The sequence below is a fragment of the Arthrobacter woluwensis genome (assembly GCF_900105345.1).
In the GTDB taxonomy this organism is placed as follows: domain Bacteria; phylum Actinomycetota; class Actinomycetes; order Actinomycetales; family Micrococcaceae; genus Arthrobacter_E; species Arthrobacter_E woluwensis.
This window is the reverse complement of record NZ_FNSN01000003.1, coordinates 1,061,957-1,079,691: the sequence shown is the minus strand read 5'-3', so window position 1 is coordinate 1,079,691 and position 17,735 is coordinate 1,061,957. Positions and strand designations below refer to the sequence as shown.

14 protein-coding genes are annotated in these 17,735 nt (G+C 69.6%); 7 read left to right on the top strand and 7 right to left on the bottom strand.

Annotated elements, in window-relative coordinates; translation table 11 throughout:
• The first annotated feature begins 49 nt into the window (after positions 1-49).
• From BLV63_RS05525 to BLV63_RS05505, 5 genes are all read left to right on the top strand, one after another.
• On the top strand, positions 50-1,141 hold the full coding sequence (locus BLV63_RS05525) for a LacI family DNA-binding transcriptional regulator (RefSeq protein WP_066211699.1): 1,092 nt from the start codon (positions 50-52) through the stop codon (positions 1,139-1,141).
• A gap of 130 nt (positions 1,142-1,271) precedes the next feature.
• Entirely contained in the window at positions 1,272-2,312 is a 1,041-nt protein-coding gene (locus tag BLV63_RS05520) for a hypothetical protein (protein ID WP_066211700.1), read from the top strand.
• 97 nt (positions 2,313-2,409) lie between these two features.
• Entirely contained in the window at positions 2,410-3,447 is a 1,038-nt protein-coding gene (locus BLV63_RS05515) for a hydroxyacid dehydrogenase (protein WP_074784063.1), read from the top strand.
• Between the two features lie 181 nt (positions 3,448-3,628).
• A complete protein-coding gene (locus BLV63_RS05510) occupies positions 3,629-6,082 on the top strand; it encodes an HAD-IC family P-type ATPase (RefSeq protein ID WP_082724036.1) in 2,454 nt (817 codons plus the stop codon).
• Positions 6,083-6,277: 195 nt separating this feature from the next.
• The gene (locus BLV63_RS05505; protein ID WP_066211704.1) at positions 6,278-8,416 is read left to right on the top strand and encodes a phosphocholine-specific phospholipase C; all 2,139 of its coding nucleotides are present in this window, start codon (positions 6,278-6,280) and stop codon (positions 8,414-8,416) included.
• Between the two features lie 112 nt (positions 8,417-8,528).
• Here the strand turns inward: BLV63_RS05505 and BLV63_RS05500 are convergent, their stop codons facing one another.
• Positions 8,529-9,848 carry a polysaccharide deacetylase family protein gene (locus tag BLV63_RS05500; protein ID WP_066211706.1) on the bottom strand — a complete coding sequence of 440 codons (1,320 nt, stop codon included), beginning with the start codon at positions 9,846-9,848 and terminating at the stop codon, positions 8,529-8,531.
• Between the two features lie 543 nt (positions 9,849-10,391).
• Here BLV63_RS05500 and BLV63_RS05495 point away from each other — a divergent pair.
• Positions 10,392-10,763, top strand: coding sequence for a helix-turn-helix domain-containing protein (locus tag BLV63_RS05495; protein ID WP_066211708.1), 372 nt, complete (start codon positions 10,392-10,394; stop codon positions 10,761-10,763).
• A 21-nt stretch (positions 10,764-10,784) separates the two neighbouring features.
• Here BLV63_RS05495 and BLV63_RS05490 read toward each other — a convergent pair whose 3' ends face one another.
• The 6 genes from BLV63_RS05490 to BLV63_RS05465 all read right to left on the bottom strand — a co-directional run bounded on the left by BLV63_RS05490 (position 10,785) and on the right by BLV63_RS05465 (position 16,401).
• Entirely contained in the window at positions 10,785-11,372 is a 588-nt protein-coding gene (locus tag BLV63_RS05490; RefSeq protein ID WP_066211710.1) for a ClpP family protease, read from the bottom strand.
• Positions 11,369-11,998, bottom strand: a complete 630-nt coding sequence (locus tag BLV63_RS05485; protein WP_066211712.1) for a ClpP family protease — start codon at positions 11,996-11,998, stop codon at positions 11,369-11,371. Before BLV63_RS05485 ends, BLV63_RS05490 begins: the two co-directional genes overlap by 4 nt.
• An 81-nt stretch (positions 11,999-12,079) precedes the next feature.
• Positions 12,080-12,865: a VOC family protein gene (locus BLV63_RS05480; protein WP_066211714.1), complete on the bottom strand. Its 786-nt coding sequence runs from the start codon at positions 12,863-12,865 to the stop codon at positions 12,080-12,082.
• Between the two features lie 298 nt (positions 12,866-13,163).
• Positions 13,164-14,330: a cystathionine gamma-synthase gene (locus BLV63_RS05475; protein ID WP_066211715.1), complete on the bottom strand. Its 1,167-nt coding sequence runs from the start codon at positions 14,328-14,330 to the stop codon at positions 13,164-13,166.
• A gap of 36 nt (positions 14,331-14,366) precedes the next feature.
• Positions 14,367-15,752 carry a cystathionine beta-synthase gene (locus BLV63_RS05470; RefSeq protein ID WP_066211716.1) on the bottom strand — a complete coding sequence of 462 codons (1,386 nt, stop codon included), beginning with the start codon at positions 15,750-15,752 and terminating at the stop codon, positions 14,367-14,369.
• Between the two features lie 100 nt (positions 15,753-15,852).
• On the bottom strand, positions 15,853-16,401 hold the full coding sequence (locus BLV63_RS05465; RefSeq protein ID WP_139244651.1) for a Chromate resistance protein ChrB: 549 nt from the start codon (positions 16,399-16,401) through the stop codon (positions 15,853-15,855).
• 82 nt (positions 16,402-16,483) lie between these two features.
• Here BLV63_RS05465 and BLV63_RS05460 point away from each other — a divergent pair, with 82 nt between their 5' ends.
• Positions 16,484-17,668, top strand: a complete 1,185-nt coding sequence (locus tag BLV63_RS05460) for an MFS transporter (RefSeq protein ID WP_066211718.1) — start codon at positions 16,484-16,486, stop codon at positions 17,666-17,668.
• Positions 17,669-17,735 lie beyond the last annotated feature (67 nt).

Sequence of the window (17,735 nt, the reverse complement as noted above, 5' to 3'; positions counted from 1 at the left end):
TGGAAGAAACATCGTTCATCTGAAAGAAACTGAACACCCGAGGGGGACCATGCACGCCGAGGAGCGGCACGCACTCATCCAGCAGGAGCTCACGCTCTCCGGCAAGCTGATGGCGACCGAGTTCGCGGAGAAGGTCGGGGTCTCCGGGATGACCCTGCGGCGTGACCTCGCGACGCTGGAGCGCCGGGGCGTGCTGCGTCGCGTGCACGGTGGAGCGGTGCCGGCCGACGACGGCCTGCCCGGCGGCGCTTCCGCCTTCCGTCCGGCCGCGCCGAGCCAGCTCACGATCGGGCTGCTGGTCCCCACCTCGCAGTACTATTTCTCCCTCATCATCAAGGGAGCGGGCCGCGCCGCCCAGCAGGCCGGCGCCCGGCTGGTGCTCGGCGTCAGCGGCTACGACCCGGACGAGGAACTGCGGCTGCTCAAGCGCTTCCTCGCGTCACCGATCGACGCCCTGCTGATCACCCCGCTCGGCGCGGACGACGGTCCGACCCCCACGCTGGAGGCCCTCTACGACGCCCGGATCCCGGTCGTCCTGGTGGAACGGCCGCTGGAGAACGTCCTCGACCCGGGCCCGTGGGACTCGGTCTTCACCGATCACGTGCGCGGCACCGAACGGCTCGTGCGGCGCTGGGTGCAGTCCAGCGGAGGGCCGGTCGCGCTCGGGATCCTCGAGGACAGCCCCAACTCCCCGCCCATCGAGGCGGGCTACCGCCGGGCCCTGGAACTCACCGGCCACGCGCCGCATGTGGTGCGGATCCCGTCCTCGGCGCACGGGCACGAGGCCCACCGCGCCGCACTCGCCCGCCTCGCCGAGAGCTGCCGGGCGGAGGGCATCCGCGGCGTTCTGGTCCACAACGACGGCTGCGCGCTCGCCCTGACGGAACTGTTCCTCGAGCAAGGCGTCCGGGTTCCGGAGGACGTGGAGGTCGTGGCCTACGACGACGAGATCGCCTCCCTCGGCCTGCTCCCTCTGAGCGCCGTGGCCCCGCCGAAGTTCGAGCTGGGTCACCGCGCCGCGAGCCTCTGCCTGCAGCGGGTCCGGGACGGGTTCTGCGCCCGCGAGCGCGTGGCCCTCTCGCCGCAGTTCGTGCCGCGGCAGTCGACCCGGACGCAGCTTCCGGCCGGCCTGGCGCTGTAAGGGGCCGGGGCTGTAGGGGGCGCTGCAAGGTCCGGGGCGCGTCCGCCGTCGTTCGCGTAGCATCGAAGTGAACACGTGCTCTCGCTCAGCCGCGGGCACCGTCCGCCGCCGGCCACCCTTCGGAGAGAACATGACCGCGAACGCACCCGTCCCCGCCGATGCCCCCAGGAACCAGATCGACCGGCGCAAGGTGGTGCGTGGAGCGGCCTGGTCCATCCCCGTCATCGCGATGACCAGTGCGGCCCCGGCACTCGCGGCGTCGGTGCCGACACCGGACCCGTGCCCCACGTTCGACCCCTGCGGCCTCTACGGGTCCTCCGGCAGCGTGGTCTTCCGGTACCAGGGCGACCCGGCCGACACCGGTGGCGGCTACACCGTGAACCAGAATTCGGGCCAGTTCGCCGGTTCGTACTGGTCGTCCAACCTCGCCTTCGGGCCCTATGTCTCCCCCGACTGCACCGGCCCCTCCTACGTGTTCTACGGCTCGCGCTACAACAACGGGTACCCGAACATCTACCGGGCGCGGGCCGGGGCCGCGGGGCAGCAGCCGACCGTCGAGGTGGTCGGACCCCTGCCCTCGATGCCGACCTGGGCCGCCTGGGGCGGCATGGCCTGCGACCCGGTGGGGGATCTGTGGATGATCACCAACCTCACCGCGCTGTCCACCACACAGATTGCCCGCGCGACGCCGCTGAGCGCCGGAACGCTGAGCAGCAGTTACGTGCTCAGCGGCGTCGGCCTCACGGCGGGCGGCGCCAATGCCGCGGTCGCGGCGTCGGGCACGATCATCCCGGACATCACCTTCACCGCGGACGGACGTCTGTACGGACTCATCTACAGCACCGCGGCGGGCAGCTCGGGACAGGTCTGGCTGTGTGAATACCTCACGGCGACCTTGGCCGCAGGGGCCAAAGTGACGATCTCGCCGATCCGCCAGGTCACCGGCCCGGTGGCCACGCTGACGACGTCGATCTACGGTTTCGCATGGCTCGGCTCCGGAACGACGGCGGACAGCGGCCTGTTCTACGCGGCGGACGGGTCGGGCCGCCTGTACAAGATCGACCCCGCCACCGGGGTGTCCGCGGCCGCCGGGTCGAAGACCTCCCCGGCCACCTACGACTACGCGCTCACCGATCTCGCCTCGGCGCCGGTCGCCGGCTGCGCCATCTGACACCTTCCGGACGGGCGGGTGCGCCGGATCCGGCGCATTCGTCCGTCTTTGTTCATCTGGTTGTGCATCTGAACGCCGGAGCGTTCAGTAGAGAGCGATGAACACGTCCAGCAGCTCCCGCCCCGGCTCCTCCCCGTACCGCGTCGCGTTGGCCATGCCCGCGGCGACCGACGGGCAGTTCTTCCCGGAGGACGTCCTGCGGAATCTCCCGCCGGAACTCTCCCTGGTCACCGGGAAGCCCCTCACCGAGTACGGCTCCCCCGAGGCCCTCGAGGTCCTGGAGCAGGTCGACGCCCTGTTCACCTGCTGGGGCACGGCCTGGATCGACTCCGCCGTCCTGGACAGTGCCCCGCGGCTCCGTTCGATCCACCACGCGGCCGGCACGGTGAAGCCGCACCTCTCCCGCGAGTGCTGGGAACGGGGGATCCGGGTCACCTCGGCCGCGGACGAGAACGCCATCCCCGTCGCGGAGTACACCGTGGCCATGATCCTGCTGGCCAACAAGAAGGTCTTCCGGCTCAGCGGCCTGCTGCACCGCGAGCGCGCGGGACTGGATCCCCTCACGCTGTTCCCGGATATCGGCAATCACCGTCGGAGGGTGGGGATCATCGGGGCGTCCCGGATCGGACGGCACGTGCTGCGTCTCCTGAAGCCGTACTCGCTGGAACTCCGCGTCGCGGACCCCTACCTGAGCGCCACGGAGGCGGAGTCCCTCGGGGCGACGCTGCTCCCCCTGGACGATCTCGTCGCCACGAGCGACGTCGTGTCCCTCCACGCGCCCTCCCTGCCCAGCACCGCCGGGATGATCAGCCGTGAGCTGCTGGGAACCCTCAGGCCCGGGGCCACCTTCATCAACACCGCGCGTGGTGAGCTCGTGGACCAGGAGGCGCTGATCGAACGCCTGGCCCTCGGCGACATCGACGCGATCCTGGACGTCACCACTCCCTGGGTGCTCCCGGAGGACTCGCCGCTCTACACCCTGCCGAACGTCGTCCTCACCCCGCACATCGCCGGCTCCCTGGGCACCGAACTGGAACGGCTCGCGGGAAGCGCGATCGCGGAGGCCTCCCGCGCCGCCCGCGGCGAGCCCCTCCTCCACGAGGTGACGCTCGCCGAGCTGGACCGCATGGCCTGAGCCGGCGTCGTCGTCCGCCTCTCTCCTGCGTTGTGTGCTCAGTAGTTGCGGGTCCCGGCGGCCGGGACCCCCAACAACTGAGCACACAACGTCGGGAGGAGCAGCGTCATCCCGAAGGCGCACCCGCATCTCCACCCGCGCTCCGAGGCGCGGCCCAGGCGCCGCGATTAAGCTGGGCTTCGTGAGCACCGTGCAGACCCTCGATGACCGTCCCGGAGCGCCCCTGACAGGCCTGACACCGGACCAAGTGGCCGAACGCGTCGCGGCGGGCGCCGTCAACCGGACCGAGGACTCCACCGGGCGCAGCACCTGGCAGATCGTCCGCGCCAACGTCTTCACCCGCATCAACGCGATCTTCGCGGTCCTGGCCGCGATCGTGGTGTCCACGGGGTACTTCATCGACGCGGCGTTCGGCCTCCTGATCATCGCGAACAGCGTGGTCGGCATCATCCAGGAGATCCGGGCGAAACGGACCCTGGACCGGCTCGCGATCGTCGGGCAGGCGAAGCCCCGGGTCCGCCGCGACGGCACCAGCCAGGAGATCGCGCCCGAGGACGTGGTCCGGGACGACCTCATCGAACTCGGCCCCGGCGACCAGGTCATGGTGGACGGCGAGGTCCTCGAATCCTCCGGCCTCGAGGTGGACGAGTCCCTGCTCACGGGCGAATCGGACGCCCTCGCCAAGACTCCTGGGGACGAAGTCCTCTCCGGCAGCTTCGTCTCCTCCGGCACCGGCCTGTACCGGGCCACGAAGGTCGGCTCGGAGGCCTACGCCGCGAAGCTCTCCGCGGAGGCCAGCAAGTTCACCCTGGTGAACTCGGAACTGCGCAACGGCATCAACAAGATCCTCAAGGTCATCACCTGGCTGCTCATCCCGGCCGGCGTGCTCTCCATCTACAACCAGCTCTCCGGGCACCAGGCGCTGTCCGACGCCCTGCGCGGCATGGTCGCCGCCCTGGTGCCGATGGTCCCGGAAGGCCTGGTCCTCATGACCACCATCGCCTTCGCCGTCGGCGTCATCCGCCTCGGCCGCCGCCAGTGCCTCGTCAACGAACTGCCGGCCATCGAGGGCCTGGCGCGCGTGGACGTGGTGTGTGCGGACAAGACCGGAACGCTCACGGAGAACGCCATGCGGCTGGGCTCCGTGGAGACCCCCGGCGACTTCTCCGCGGACGACGACGCCGGCGCCACCCCCGGCGCCGACGGAGCCGCCCGGCAGCTGGCCGCCTCAGCCCTCGCGGCGCTGGCGGCGAGCGACCCACGGCCCAACGCCTCCATGGAAGCCATCCGCGAGGCGTACCCCACCGCACCGGCCTGGGAGGTAGCCGAGACCCTGCCCTTCGCCTCCAGTCGCAAGTACAGCGGCGCGACCTTCCGGGGCGACGCCGCCGCGGACGCCTCCGGCAGCTGGCTCCTCGGAGCGCCGGACGTCCTCCTGGACGCTGCCGAGGCCGCAGGCGTCACGGGGCTGGAATCGTGGCGTCGCGAGACCGACCGCTTCGGCTCCACCGGCCTGCGCGTGCTGCTCCTGGCCCGTGCCCGCGACCTCGACTCCGCCACGATCCAGGCGCCGGCGGCCCTCGTGATCCTGGAACAGAAGGTCCGGGCCGAGGCGCCCGCCACCCTGGAGTACTTCGCGGAGCAAAACGTGAAGGTCAAGGTGATCTCCGGGGACAACGCCGATTCGGTCGGCGCCGTGGCCCGGTCCCTGCACCTGGCCGGGGCGGAGCGCACCGTGGACGCCCGCACCCTGGACGCCGATCCGGCCACGCTGGCGGACGAGGTGGACCGCGGGACCGTCTTCGGCCGGGTGACCCCGGATCAGAAGCGCGCCATGGTCAAGGCCCTGCAGTCCAAGGGCCACACCGTGGCGATGACGGGCGACGGCGTCAACGACGTCCTGGCCCTCAAGGATGCGGACATCGGGGTGGCCATGGGCGCCGGCAGCCCCGCCACCCGTGCCGTGGCCCAGATCGTGCTGCTCGACAACTCCTTCGCCACCCTCCCTCACGTCGTGGCCGAGGGGCGCCGGGTCATCGGCAACATCGAGCGCGTCGCCACGTTGTTCCTGACCAAGACGGTCTACTCCGTGCTGCTGGCCATTCTCGTGGGGCTGCCCGGCTTGATCGGGCTGGACCAGGTGCCGTACCCGTTCCTGCCACGCCACGTGACGATCGTGGGGTGGTTCACCATCGGCCTGCCCGCCTTCGTCCTGTCCCTCGCGCCCAACCATGACCGGGCTCAGCCGGGCTTCGCCTCCCGGGTCCTGCGGCGCGCGCTGCCGGCCGGCGTCGTCGTCGGCATCGCGGCGTTCGTGTCCTATCTGATGGTGCGCGGCGATGCCGTGCCGCAGGCGCAGAGCTCGACCGCGGCCCTGCTGACCCTCATGACGATCGCCCTGTGGGTGCTCGCGATCGTCGCGCGGCCGTACACCTGGTGGAAGGCGCTCCTGCTGACCGCGATGATCGGCGGGACCGTGGCCATGTTCGCGATCCCCTGGGCCCGCTCGGTGCTGCAGCTCGAGATCGGCGGACCGGCGCAGCTCTGGACGGCGTTCGGCGTCGCGGCCGTCGGCATCGTGCTGGTGGAGATCGCCTGGTGGTTCGGCAACCGGAAGACCCGCGCCGCAGTCTGACCCTCTCCCTCACGCGAACCGCCAGTTGTGGCCCGTATCCCAGGTGAATACGGGCCACAACTGGCGGTTCGCGTGCGAGAGTAGCCCCGCGCACTTCTGTTCGGGTGGTTGCCGGAAGATGTACAGACAAGTCACCGTGGGTTCACCGGGGCCTTCTAGCGTGGGAGGTCCCAACCCCTCACGGAAGGCATTCGCATGACGTCGCTACCTCCCGCTTCCCCGGACGACAACCCCACCGGCGCCACCGGCCTCTCCCGCCGCGGCTTCCTCGGCGCCACAGCCGCCGCCACCGCACTGGCCGCAGCGGGCTCCCTGCTCCCGCCATCGGTGCAGGCAGCCATGGCCCGGCCCGTCCGCCCGGGTGGCCTCCAGTCCATCAAGCATGTGGTGATCCTGATGCAGGAGAACCGCTCCTTCGACCACTACTTCGGCTCGCTGCGCGGCGTGCGCGGCTACGGCGACCGGTCGATCACCCGCCTGCCCAACGGCAAGAGCATGTATGAACAAGCCCGCCCCACCGGCGAGACGGTCCTGCCGTTCTCGCTCCGCAAAGCCGCGGAGCTCGCCGGCCGGCCGGATTCGGACATCCAGTACCTCGGCGCCCTGGACCACTCGTTCGCCGGCACCACCAAGGCCTGGAACAACGGCTGGTGCGACCAGTGGATCCCCGCGAAGGGCCCGTCGACCATGACGTTCTACGAGCGCGCGGACATCCCGCTGCAGTACGAACTCGCGGACACCTTCACCATCTGCGACGCCTACCACTGCTCCGTGAACGGCTCCACCAACCCCAACCGCACCTACCTCTGGAGCGGCACCACGGGCTACGAACCCGGCTCCACGCAGCGCGCCGTCACCAACGCGGCGTACGACTACGCCCACGGCGGCTACGACTGGACCACCTACCCCGAGCGCCTCGAAAAGGCCGGGGTGTCCTGGCGGATCTACCAGGACTGGGACAACTTCACGGACAACGCCGTCGAGTACTTCCAGACCTTCAAGAAGATCGGGCACACCATGCTCGCGGCCGTGGACGGGAACTTCCGCACCACTGAGGAGTTCTACGACTCCCTGCACGGCAAGACCCCCGCCGAACAGGACCGTCTGCTGGCGCAGCTCGACGCCGGGCGCGCCCGCCTGAGCAAGGCCGACCAGGCCCTGTTCGACAAGGCCATGCACCGCGGGCGCCCGGACACGCTGCTGGAACGCTTCGCGGCGGACATCACCGGCCGCACGCTCCCGAAGGTCAGCTGGCTGGTCCCCTCCGCCGCCGACTCGGAACACCCCAGCTCCTCCACGCCCGTCGGCAGCGCGAACTTCGTCTACCGGATGCTGGACATCGTCGCCAGCGACCCGGAGACCTGGGACAGCACCGCGATCTTCCTGAACTTCGACGAGAACGACGGCTACTTCGACCACGTCCCGCCGCCCGTCCAGCCCCGCCCGGCCTCGGGCGAGTCCACCGACTGGACCACGGCCCGGCCCATCGGCCTGGGCCCGCGCGTTCCCATGACCGTGGTCTCTCCCTGGACCATCGGCGGGCACGTCAGCTCCGAGGTCTTCGACCACACCTCCGTGCTGCGCTTCCTCGAACAGTGGACCGGCGTGCAGGAACCGAACATCTCAGCCTGGCGGCGCGAGGTCTGCGGCGACCTCACCGGGGTCTTCGACTTCACGGCGGGCGGCACCCCGCCGCAGCTGGATCACCCGGCGCCCGTGCCCGCCGCCGTGGGCCGCTGGCACCCGGTTCCCCCGGTCGCGCAGGTGGCCCCGATCCAGGAACGCGGCACCCGCCCGGCGCGGCCGCTCCCCTACCGGCCGCGCGTCGCCGCTTCGCTGCACGACGACGGCGTCGAGCTGTCGCTGCGCAACACCGGCACCCGCTCCACGCACTTCACCGTGTACGGCTACGCGGGCGAGGTCACCGAGCCGCGGCACCTGGACGTGAAGTCCGCGGAGACCGTCCGTCTCCCCGCGCCGAACGGCCGGGTCGACCTGATCGTGACCGGCCCGAACCGCTTCCAGTATGAGCTGAAGGGCACGACGACGGGCGCCGCGGCCGGCGTCGACGTCTCCGTGGACCGCCGCACGGGTGACTCACTGCACCTGGAGCTGCGGAACAACGGGACCGCAGCGGTGACCCTGCGCCTGACTTCGCTGCAGTACCGGGACCGGACGACCACGGTGCGCCTGAAGCCGGGGGCGCGCAAGCCGCTCGGCTGGGAGACGAAGAACGGCTGGTACGACGTCGAGATCACGTCCGAGCAGGACCCGACGTTCCGCCGTCGTCTGACCGGCCGGGAGGAGAACGGCCGGCCCGGCATCTCCGGCTAACGCCTGGTTCCGGCCCGGAACGCCGGTCGCGCGCCGTTCCCCTTCGGGGTGCGGCGCGCGGCCGGCGTTTCGCTGCCTGGGGCAGGGGCGTCCGCACCTGGGAGCGAACGTACTATTTCCCGGTCGCTCCCGAGTAGTAAGCGCTCCCTGGGCTCAGCTGGGGGATGAGATCTGAGACGGTGACCAAGGTGTATCCCTGACTCTTGAGCTGGTCGATGATGCCGGGGAGGGCCTTGGCTGTCGAGGGATGAATGTCGTGCATGAGGACGATGGCGCCACGATGGGCGCCTTCGATCGCTCGACGGGTCGTGATGGCGGCATCACGGTTCTTCCAATCCTCCGTGTCGACGTCCCAGAGGATGAAGGGGAAGCCCTCATGAGGGGTCGACTGGTCGAAAGCCCCGTAGGGTGGCCGAACCCCCATCGGCCGCCGGCCGGTGAGGCCCTGAATGACGTCCGCTTGAGAACGGACCTCCCGCTTGACCTCGTTCGGCGAGAGGAGGGTGAACTGCGGATGGGACCAGCTGTGATCGCCGAGATCCATTCCGAGGGCAGCCATCCGTCGCACGATGTCGGGCTGCGACTGCGCCGCAGGGCCGAGCATGAAGAACGTGGCCTTGGCCTTCTTCGCTTCGAGGGTGTCGAGGATCTGCGGCGTGTACGGGCCGGGGCCGTCGTCGAAGGTCAGGGCGATGCACTTGGCCACGGCGCAGTTCGTGCGGCTCGACGCACTGGGAGCCGGTGTGGCGGACGCAGATGGCGTGGAACGGTTCTCGCGTCCCTGGGCCAGGACCGCGGCCCGCACCTTTTCCCCGATAGGCGACAGGTGCTTCTCGGGAATCGTGAATTGCAGGACTCCCTGCGACATCGATGCCAGTTCGCCCGGCCTGACCCGGATCTGGACTTGCCCGGCATCGGTGAAACTCACGTCCTGAAAGACCTGGTCCGAAGGATCCGCAGGCGGGATGCCGGGATCCGGGGTTTCGCGGGTGAACTTCTGAGCGGCCTCCCGCATCATCGTGGCGAGCGCCGGACGGTCCTCGCTCCGCAGCAGGTCCTTCGAAGTCCACGGGTTCGCCGGGTCTCCGTAGAGGGCGACGCTCTCCGTCGCACTGTCGGCTGCCGTGGTCTCCGCTGTCAGGCGGACTCCCACGATGCCCTCGTGGTTCAGCATCGCCGACCAGTAAGCGCTCAGGTTCGCACGCTCGGCTCCTCGCATCGAGGTCACGTACGACTTCTTCCACGCCTCCATTTGCTCCCGGATCTTCCGTGTCAGACCGTCATGCCCGGGCACTGCGGGCCATTGAACCAGGTAGCGAGGCAGGTCCCAGGAAGACTCCGCGTGCAGGTCGGCCGGCGTCAGGCGCAGGAGCTCTGCACTCCTCGTCGACTCGGCGTCAGAGCTTTCGGCGCTCGTGTTCACGGCCTGCACGGCGAGTTCCTGGGTGGCGGCCGATGAGGGCGCAGGCTGTGCCGGATCTGCGGAACAGCCGGCGACTGCCAGGAGGGTGCACAGAGCTAAAATCAGGGGGCGGATCGGTCGACGGAGTGGCACAACGATTCCTTCGGCCCGCGCGGGGTGCGGACACAGTCGGTAGAGGGTGAGGCGTTTTCGGCCCCGGTGCGAGTCAGTTTAAAGCAGACTTCCCAACGCCACCTGAACGCGCCATGACGTCGAATCACCTGCGCAGCGTCCGGCGGCCCAGGCCTGGTTCAAGTCCACCGCCCAACACCTCCTGGCCAGGGTCGACTTCTACGTCGACCTCCTGCGCCGCTACGACGTCGCCTGCGAGCTGTTCCACTCCGACGATCCCGGCCGGGTCGTCTACGAGGACGACGTCCAGATCGTCGTCGTGCCGGAGAGGGGTTTCTCCCCGGAGCCGCCGTCCGAGGCGGCAGCGCTCTCGCCACGGTGAGGTTCTCTGCTGACAGCAGAGAACCTCCTGCCCGGCAGCCCGCCGTCTTACGATGAAGCATGGCTGAGAATCCCTTCCCCGGACAGCGTTCCGAAGCCCCCGACGTCGTCGCTCACCTCTCGCCGGTGAGCCCCCTGAGGCGGGAGCCGCTGTGGCGTCACCTCCTCGGCGGTTCGCTGCGCCGCCGGCGGACCGAGCGGGGCGAGACCCTGGAGACGGTCGCCGCGCGGGCCGGCGTCTCGACGCAGTACCTGTCCGAGATCGAGCGTGGCCGCAAGGAGCCGTCGAGCGAGATCATCGCCGTCGTGGCCCGTGCCCTGGACGTGACCCTGGTGGATCTCACGCTCGACGTCGCGCAGGCACTCACGGTCGAGCGTCCGGCGGTGGAGCAGAGGACAGCCAGCGCGACGTGCTTCGCGCTGGCCGCCTGAACCTCATTCCCGGCGCGGCCCTCAGCGGCTCGTGATCACGAGGTCGAGGAGACCGTAGTCGCGCGCCGCCTGAGCGGTGAACGTCCGGTCCCGATCGGTGTCCCTGCGAAGGGTCTCGACACTCTGGCCCGTGTGGAGCGCGAGTGCCCCCTCGATGTCCGACCGGATCCGGATCACCTCGTCGGCCTGAAGGATGAGGTCGGGAATCGTCCCCCGGCCCTGCGCCGCGGGCTGGTGGAGCACGATGCGGGAGTGCGGAAGCGCCGCCCTCTTGCCGGCCGCGCCGGCGGCGAGCAGCACCGCGCCCACCGCGACGGCCTGGCCGACACAGGTGGTCGCCACGTCCGGCTTGATGAACGTCATGGTGTCGTAGATCGCCAGCATGGCGCTCGGATCGCCGCCCTCGCAGTTGATGTAGAGGTGGATGTCGTGCTCCGGGTTCTGCGCCTCGAGATACAGCAGCTGCGCGATGAGCGCGTTCGCGACGCCGGCGTCGATCCCCGTGCCGAGGTAGACCACCCGCTCGGTGAGCAGGTGCGAGTAGACGTCCATGATGCGTTCACCGCGCGGATGCTGGGCGATGACATTCGGGATGGTGTAGCTGCTCATCGGACGGCCCCTCCCATGGAATGCGCGAACCCTGCGGCGACGCGCGACGACGGCCGGAAGTCCTCGAAGGAGCCGACCACCGTGTCGACGAACCCGTAAGCCCTGGCCTCCTCGGCCGTGTACCAGTGGTCGTGCAGGGAGTCCTCGTGGATGCGCTCCACCGGCTGCCCGGTGTCCTGGGCGATCAGCCCGAGGACGGTGTCGCGCATATGGCGAAGATCGTCAGCCTGCAGGGCGATGTCCACCGCGGTGCCCCCGATGCCCGCCGATCCCTGGTGCATCAGGATCCGGGCGTGAGGGAGCGCCTTCCGTTTGCCCAGGGCGCCGGAGGAGAGCAGGAACTGCCCGGCGCTGCATGCGATCCCGAGGGCGAGCGTGGAGACATCATTGGGGATGGTCCGCATGATGTCCCGGATCGCCAGCATCGCGGGAACGGAGCCGCCCGGGGAATGGATCCAGAGGGCGATGTCCGCCGATGGGTCCTCGGCGGCCAGCAGCATCAGCTGGGTGGCGAGGACGGTGCCGTTGTCGTCGTCGAGGACGCCGTCCAGGACCAGGACCCGGCGCTCGAAGAACTCGCGCCGCATGGACTCGGAGAAGAGGGATTGTTTCGGAGCATCAGTCATGAAGCCATCGTCACCCTCGGCGCTCCGGTCCGGGACCCTTCTCTGCCACGGGCAGAGCAGCCCACAGCAGAGGGGTCCGGGTCACCTGATGATCTGGCTGAGAGCGAGCACGCCGCCCTGGGGGTCGGCGATCAGAGCGTTCCGGAAGCCCGGCGCATCCGTCGGCGGCATGAGCACGGCCCCGCCGAGCTCGACGACGCGGCGCGCGATGTCGTCGACGTCGGCGGCCTGCACATTGATGGCCCAATGGGTCGGCACGCCCGAGGCGGCGGGGGTTTGGGTGGCCACGGCGACCACGTCGTCGGGAAGGGTCGGATCGGAGGCCTTGCGGGTGCTGCCGTCCAAGCGCCAGAGGGCGAGCGCCGAACCGGGCACCGGCTCCATCCGCCACCCGAAGACCGTGGCATAGAACGCCCCGGCCGCCTCGACGTCGGGGGTGTGCAGCGCGCTCATCTGCCAGGCATCAGTCACGTCGACCGCTTCGCTGACGGTCGAAGCGATGCCTTCGCGTGCTCCGAACGCCGCGCCTGCCGGGTCCGTGAAGAGCGCGGAGCGCTCACCCTCCCGGATCTCCAGGGGCCCGGCAAGGACCGTGCCCCCGGCTTCCTGGACGGCATCGACGGTCGCGTCCAGGTCACCCACCAGGACGTACATCACCCAGGCGCCGCGGTCGAGGATCGACGGTGCCTGCGCGACGCCGGCCACGCGCCGCCCGTCGAGGCGCGCGACACGGGAGCCGTCCGGCGCTGCCTCGTCGAACGTCCAGCCGAACAGCTCACCGTAGAAGGACGCCGCGGATTCCGGGTCGGGCTGAAGCGTCTCGACCCAGCAGGGCGACCCTGCGGGAAATGAAGGGGTGCCGGTCATGCCATGAGCTCCTCACCTGAGAGACATCGTTGTTCCTGAAACTGCCGCAGGCCGACTGGACCACACCGGAGGTGTCTTCCGAGGCGTTCACCCAGAGTCGGCTGCGCGTTCCCTGTCCAGCCTAGACGTCGGGCTGCTTGGGGTCTTGGCGGAGGAACAAGATCAGCGAAGTCTCGAGTGGGCTCACTGTCGCTCTTTGAGGAAGTGGACCCAGCGCCTCAACGCACAACGCCGGCCGAGCACCGCCCCGTGAGGGGCCTCGTGCTCGACCGGCGCTTCAGGCCGGAGTCCCGGGGAATCAGAACTGTGCGAAGGCCTGCTCCAGGTCCGCCAGGAGATCCTCGACGTCCTCGATGCCGCAGGAGAGGCGCAGCAGGTTGTCCGGAACGGCCAGCTCCGTGCCCTTGACCGAGGCGTGGGTCATCTCGGCCGGGTAGTTCATGAGGGACTCGATGCCGCCCAGGGATTCCGCCAGGGTGAAGACCCGGGTGGACTCTGCCACCTTACGAGCCGCCTCGGCGCCGCCCTTGAACTGGACGGACACCATGCCACCGAAGCCGCGCATCTGCTTCGCGGCGAGCTCGTGACCGGGGTGGTCGGGCAGTCCCGGGTACAGCACGGCCTCCACTTCGGGACGGGTCAGCAGCCACTCGGCCACGGCCTGTCCGTTCTGGCAGTGACGGTCCATGCGCACGCCCAGGGTCTTCAGACCGCGGGTGGTGAGGAACGCGTCCATGGGGCCGGAGACGCCACCGGCGGCGAACTGCAGGAACTGCACCTTCTGAGCCAGTTCCTCGTCGTTGAGCACCACGGCGCCGCCCACCACATCGGAGTGTCCACCGATGTACTTGGTGGTGGAGTGGATGACGATGTCGGCACCCAGCGCCAGCGGGTTCTGCAGGTACGGGGAGGCGAAGGTGTTGTCCACCACCAGGAGGGCCCCGGCGTCGTGGGCGATGTCCGCGAGCGCCGCGATGTCGCTGATGCGCATCATGGGGTTCGACGGCGTCTCGACCCAGAGCAGGCGGGTCTGGTGGTCGCGCACGGCCTGAGCGGTGGCTTCCAGATCCGCCAGGTTCACGGCGGTGTTGCCGATGCCCCAGTCCCCGTGGATGCGGGAGATCAGACGGTACGTGCCACCGTAGGCGTCGTTGCCCAGCACGATGTGGTCCCCCGGGCGGCAGAGGGCCCGGATCAGGGCGTCCTCCGCGGCCAGGCCGGAGCCGAAGGAGTAGGCATACTTGCCGCCTTCCACCGCGGCGAGCTGCTCCTGGAGTGCGTCACGGGTGGGGTTGCCGCCACGGCCGTACTCGTACCCGTCGCGCAGGCCGCCGATGCCGTCCTGTGCGTAAGTGGAGGAGAAGTGCAGGGGCGGGACCACGGCGCCGGTCCGGGGTTCGAAGGCCTGGCCGGCGTGGACTGCGGTGGTGTTGAACCCCGCGGGGCGGTCAGCTGCGTGGGACATGGGATTTCCCTTCGATGAGGCGTGTGCCGGTGGGCGTCAGTTGCTGAGATAGGCGAGGAGATCGTGACGGGTCACGATGCCGACGGGCGCTCCGACGAACGTCACCATGATGGTGTCCGACTCGGAGAGCAGGGCGCGGGCCGCGGAGATGGACTCGAGGGAGCCGATCACGGGCAGCTTCTCCCCCATGTGATCCGCGATCTTGTCCGTCATCTTGGCTTCGCCGCGGAAGAGCTTGCTGGTCAGGGTGCGTTCGTCCACGGATCCCAGGACCTCACCCATCACCACGGGCGGTTCGGCGGAGAGCACGGGGATGTGGTCCACCCCGTATTCGGTCATGATGTTGATGACGTCGCGAACGGACTCGTTGGGGTGGATGTGGACCAGGTCCGGCAGGGACCCGTTCTTCCCCTCCAGCACGGCGCCCACGGTGTCCTCTTCGGCGCCCGGGAGGAATCCGTAGGACCGCATCCACTGGTCGTTGAAGATCTTGGCGAGGTAACCACGCCCGGAGTCCGGGAGGATCACCACGACGACGGCGTCCTTCGGGAGGTCTTTGGCCGCGCGCAGAGCGGCGACCACGGCCATACCGCTGGATCCGCCCACCAGGAGGCCCTCTTCACGGGCGAGCCGGCGGGTCATGGCGAACGAGTCGGCATCGGAGACGGCGATGACCTCGTCCGGCACGGACTTGTCATAGTTGCCGGGCCACATGTCCTCGCCCACACCCTCGACGAAGTACGGGCGTCCCGTGCCGCCGGAGTAGACGGAGCCTTCCGGGTCCGCGCCGATGACCTTGACCTGGCCGCCTTCGGATGCGGGACGGTCCGCGGAGACCTCTTTGAGGTAGCGGCCGGTGCCGGTGATGGTGCCTCCGGTACCCGCGCCGATCACCACGTGGGTGATCTTGCCGTCGGTGTCCTGCCAGATCTCGGGACCGGTGGACTCATAGTGGCTGCCCGGGGCGGCGGGGTTGGAGAACTGATCCGGCTTGTAGGCGCCGGGGATCTCGCGGACCAGACGGTCCGACACCCCGTAGTAGCTCTGCGGGCTGTCCGGGGCGACGGACGTGGGGGTCACCACGACTTCAGCGCCGTACGCCTGCAGCACGGCGCGCTTGTCCTCGCCCACCTTGTCCGGGACCACGAAGATGCACTTGTAGCCCTTCTGCTGAGCCACGAGAGCCAGACCCACACCCGTGTTGCCGCTGGTGGGCTCCACGATGGTGCCGCCGGGCTGGAGTTTGCCGCTCGCCTCCGCATCGGCGACCATCTTCGCCGCGATGCGGTCCTTGATGGACCCGCCGGGGTTGAGGTATTCGAGCTTGACCAGGACGGTGGCTTCGATGCCTTCCGTCACGTGGTTGAGCTTGATGAGGGGCGTGTTGCCGATCAGGTCCAGGACGGACTCCGCGTACTTCATGGCATCAACTCTATCCGCTGCCACTGACAGTGCGGGGGCGGCGGGAGGGATGTGGAAATCCAAGGTCACGCGGACTTGTGGAAAGGCCCCGCGAGGGGGTTCAGGCTCCCGGCTCGCGCGTCGCCCGGTAGACGTGCTCGGAGAACCGGGTGAGGTCGTTTTCGCACCCGGAGAGCCGGCCGGCAGCCTCCTGCGCCTCCGGGAGGGCGAGGACGTCGCGCCTCTTCAGATCCCGGTACCAGCGGCGCAGCCGGTCCAGACTCTGTTCCTCCTCCTCGAGTTCGGCGAAGGTGAATTTCTCCTTGGCGATCTCACGGTCGATCTCGTCGGTGAATTTCCCGCAATCGGCCAGGAACTCACGCCATTCATCCACCCGTGCCGCCCGGAACGCGGCATCGACGAAGTCCCGTGAGGCGCGGTCCCGCGGGCCGGCGTCGAACGTCGCGAGAGTCCCGCCGCCGTCGGCCGCGAGCTGTGCCGCCTTCTCCAGTGCCGAGCGGAAAGGTTCGGTGGCAGGCAGCGCCCAGGTGCTCTGCGAAATGAGGACGGCCCCCGCACGGCGCAGCTCACGCCAGACGGCCACCCGGTGCCGCGACGGCTCGGCCGGGACCTGGACGACGGCAAGAACCCATTCGATCTCTGCACCCATGCCTTGGACCGTAACACCTGACAGACCTTGATCGCCCACCCCGGACACACCAGAATTTGTAACAGGTGTTACATTATCTGATGTGACGGCATCGAATGACGCGGCTCGGCCTCTCATCCCCCTCTATCTGGCGGGCTTCACCTCCGCCTTCGGAGCGCACGGAGTGGCCTCAGTCCTGGGCGCGGAATCCGCCGATCTGGGGCTGACCCTTCTGGGACTCGGGGCGGTCCTGGCGCTGTACGATCTGGCCGAGGTCGTCCTGAAACCGATCTTCGGCGCGCTCAGCGACCGGATCGGCGCGAAACCGGTGATCATCGGTGGGCTGATCGCCTTCGCCGCGGCGTCCCTCCTGGCTCTGCTCAGCGCCTCCCCCGCCATGCTGGCCCTCGCCCGGCTGGGGCAGGGCGCGGCCGCATCGGCATTCTCCCCGGCGTCGTCGGCCGCGGTCGCGCGACTGGCCGGCAAGGAGCGGCTCGGCCGCTACTTCGGACGGTACGGCGCCTGGAAGAGCCTGGGGTATGTGCTGGGACCGCTGATCGGGATCGCCCTCACCGGCTGGTTCGGGATCCAGTCCCTCTATCTGGCTCTCGCGCTCTTCGCCCTGGCCGCGACCGTCTGGGTGAGCCGCGGCCTTCCGGCGCTGCCCCCGGCGCCCCGGCAGCGCTCGACCCTCAAGGATCTGATGCGCCAGACGACGACGCGCGGCTTCCTGCTGCCCACCCTGCTGATGGCCATGACCACCGGAGTTCTCGGCGTCACGGTCGGCTTCCTGCCCCTGCTGGCGGTCCGCCTGGAGCTTCACCCCCTGACGGGCGCCGCCGCCGTGGCCCTGCTCGCGCTGACCTCGACAGCCGTACAACCGGTCATCGGACGCCTGCACGACGAAGGACGGCTCCGGACCTCGACCGGCAGCGCCATCGGCATGGCCCTGGCCGCTGGCGGCCTCGCCCTCCTCGCCCTCTGGCCGAACGCCGCCACCCTCTTCACCGCGACCTTGTCATTCGGCGCCATGGCGGGCACGTTGACGCCGCTCGCCTTCGCGCACCTCGCCGCGACGACGCCCGAGGAGCGGATGGGCCGGACGATGGGCAGCGCCGAAATGGGACGTGAACTCGGCGACGCCGGCGGACCCCTCCTCGTCGGCGCGCTCGCCACCGTCTGGACCCTGCCGGCCGCGCTCCTCACGCTGGCAGGCCTCAGCGCGGTCGTCGGCGCGGCAGGCTGGAGCGGTCTCCGCCGCGACGACGACGGCGCACGACGCGCCTGACCACGCCCGGCCGGGCGCCGCCACCGCTCGCCGGACACCTGACCAGCGACGACGTCACCAGCCGCTC